The organism is Mycobacterium sp. TH-M82 (assembly GCF_057473605.1).
Genome location: NZ_JBYCKY010000307.1, coordinates 1 through 2,291, shown reverse-complemented (window position 1 = coordinate 2,291; position 2,291 = coordinate 1). Strand labels below are relative to the sequence as shown.

General features: G+C 72.2%; 3 protein-coding genes. 1 reads left to right on the top strand and 2 read right to left on the bottom strand.

Annotated elements, in window-relative coordinates; translation table 11 throughout:
• On the bottom strand, nt 1-322 hold a 322-nt coding region (locus AC2VON_RS09740), incomplete at its 3' end, for a polyprenyl synthetase family protein (RefSeq protein WP_486952766.1).
• A 42-nt stretch (nt 323-364) separates the two neighbouring features.
• On the opposite strand from AC2VON_RS09740, the gene menJ reads away from it, so the two are divergent.
• On the top strand, nt 365-1,603 hold the full coding sequence (gene menJ / locus AC2VON_RS09735) for a menaquinone reductase (RefSeq protein ID WP_486952767.1): 1,239 nt from the start codon (nt 365-367) through the stop codon (nt 1,601-1,603).
• Between the two features lie 11 nt (nt 1,604-1,614).
• Here menJ and AC2VON_RS09730 read toward each other — a convergent pair.
• Nucleotides 1,615-2,291: demethylmenaquinone methyltransferase (locus tag AC2VON_RS09730; RefSeq protein WP_486952765.1), on the bottom strand; the 677-nt coding region annotated here is incomplete at its 5' end.

Sequence of the window (2,291 nt, the reverse complement as noted above, 5' to 3'; positions counted from 1 at the left end):
GCTCCGCCTCGTCCATCACGTCGTCGTGATAGAGCGTGGCCAGGTGCACCAGTTCGATGACCGCGCCGGCGACCGTCACCTGCCAGGCGTCCGGTTGCGGCCCCAACTGGGCCGAGAGCACCGTGAACAGCGGCCGGAACCGTTTGCCGCCGGCGGTGAACAGGTGCGTTACCGCCTCGGTCATCAGCTCGTCGCCGCCGCGCAGTTCGGTGTCCATCAGCTCTTCGATGCGGGCCACCCCGTCGCGGACGCCGGCGGCGAACGCCGAGTCGCCGACGTCGCTGAAATCCAGGCCCACCACCACGCTCGCCGGTGTCCGCACAGCTCCAACATACTGGTGAGCGTGGACACCGGGGCCGATGTGCTGGCTAACGTGGCTGACGTGGCTGACGTGGTGGTCGTCGGCGCCGGGCCGGCCGGGTCGGCGGCGGCCGCCTGGGCCGCCCGCGCGGGGCGCGACGTGCTGGTGGTCGACGCGGCGAGCTTTCCCCGCGACAAGCCCTGCGGCGACGGGCTGACCCCCCGCGCGGTCGCCGAGCTGGAGTTGCTGGGCCTCGGCGACTGGCTGGACGCTCACATCCGGCATCGGGGTCTGCGGATGACCGGCTTCGGCGGCGTGGTGCAGGTGGACTGGCCGGGGCGAGCGTTCCCGTCGACCGGCAGCGCGGTGCCGCGCACCGAACTGGACGAACGGATTCGCAAGCTGGCCGAAGCATCCGGTGCTCGGATGTTGCTGGGGCGCAAAGCTGTCGGCGTGCGCCGTGACTCGTCCGGCCGGGTGCGCTCGGTGGAGCTCGCCGGCGGAGCGCGGGTGGATTGCCGGCAACTGATCGTCGCCGACGGCGCCCGCTCACCGCTGGGCCGGGCGCTGGGCCGGCAGTGGCATCAGGAGACGGTGTACGCGGTCGCGGCCCGCGGATATCTGGCCTCACCGCGCAGCGACGAGCCGTGGCTGACGTCGCATCTGGAGCTGCGCTCCCCCGACGGCTCCAAGGACAAGGTGCTGCCCGGCTACGGCTGGATCTTCCCGCTGGGCAACGGCGAGGTGAACATCGGCGTGGGTGCCCTGGCGACCGCGAAGCGGCCCGCCGACCTGGCGCTGCGGCCGCTGCTGGGCTACTACGCGGATCTGCGCCGCAACGAGTGGGGGTTCGACGGGCCGGTGCGGGCTGCAGCGAGCGCGCTGCTACCGATGGGCGGTGCGGTGTCGGGGGTGGCCGGGCCGAATTGGATGCTGACCGGCGACGCCGCCGGCTGCGTCAACCCTTTGAACGGCGAGGGCATCGACTACGGACTGGAGACCGGGCGGCTGGCCAGCGAACTGCTGGGGGCCGCCGATGTGTCGCGGGCATGGCCGGCGGTGCTGCAGCATCGCTACGCCCGCGGGTTCTCGGTGGCCCGCCGCCTGGCGCTGCTGCTGACCTTCCCGCGGTTTCTGCCCAGCGTCGGCCCGCTGGCGATGCGCTCGACGGCACTGATGGGCATTGCCGTGCGGGTGATGGCCAACCTGGTCACCGACGACGACGCCGATGCGGTGGCGCGGGTGTGGCGCGGAAGCGGACGGGCGTCCCGGCTGATCGACCGTCGACGTCCATTCAGCTGACAACCCTGGAGCTACCGGGTGGCGACGTGCAGGGCGACAATGCCGCCGGTGAGGTCGCGCCACCGCACCGCCGACCAGCCGGACCGCTCGATCCGCTGCGCCAGCGCTGCCTGGTCGGGCCAGGCCCGGATCGACTCGGCGAGGTAGGCGTAGGCGTCCGGGTTGGAAGACACCACGCGGGCGACCGGCGGCAGCGCCCGCATCAGGTACTCCTTGTACGCGGTGGCGAACCACCTATTGGGCGGGGTGGAAAACTCGCACACCACCAGCCGCCCGCCGGGGCGAGTGACTCGCGCCATCTCGCGCAGCGCCGCGTCGGGCTCGGCGACGTTGCGCAGCCCGAAACTGATGGTGACCGCGTCGAACACGCCGTCGGAAAACGGCAGCCGAGTGGCGTCACCGGCGACCTTCGACACGTCGCGCCGGCTGCCCGCCGCCAGCATCCCGACCGAGAAGTCCGCCGCCACACACCAGGCACCCGAGCGCGCCAGTTCCACCGTCGAGACCGCAGTCCCGGCAGCGAGGTCCAGCACCTGCTCCCCGGGCCGCAGACGCAACTCCGACCGGGTGGCCCGCCGCCAATACCGGTCCCGGCCCAGCGACAAAACCGTGTTGGTGCGGTCATAGCGACGTGCCACCGCGTCGAACATGGCCGCGACCGCACGCGGATCCTTGTCCAGCCTCGCGC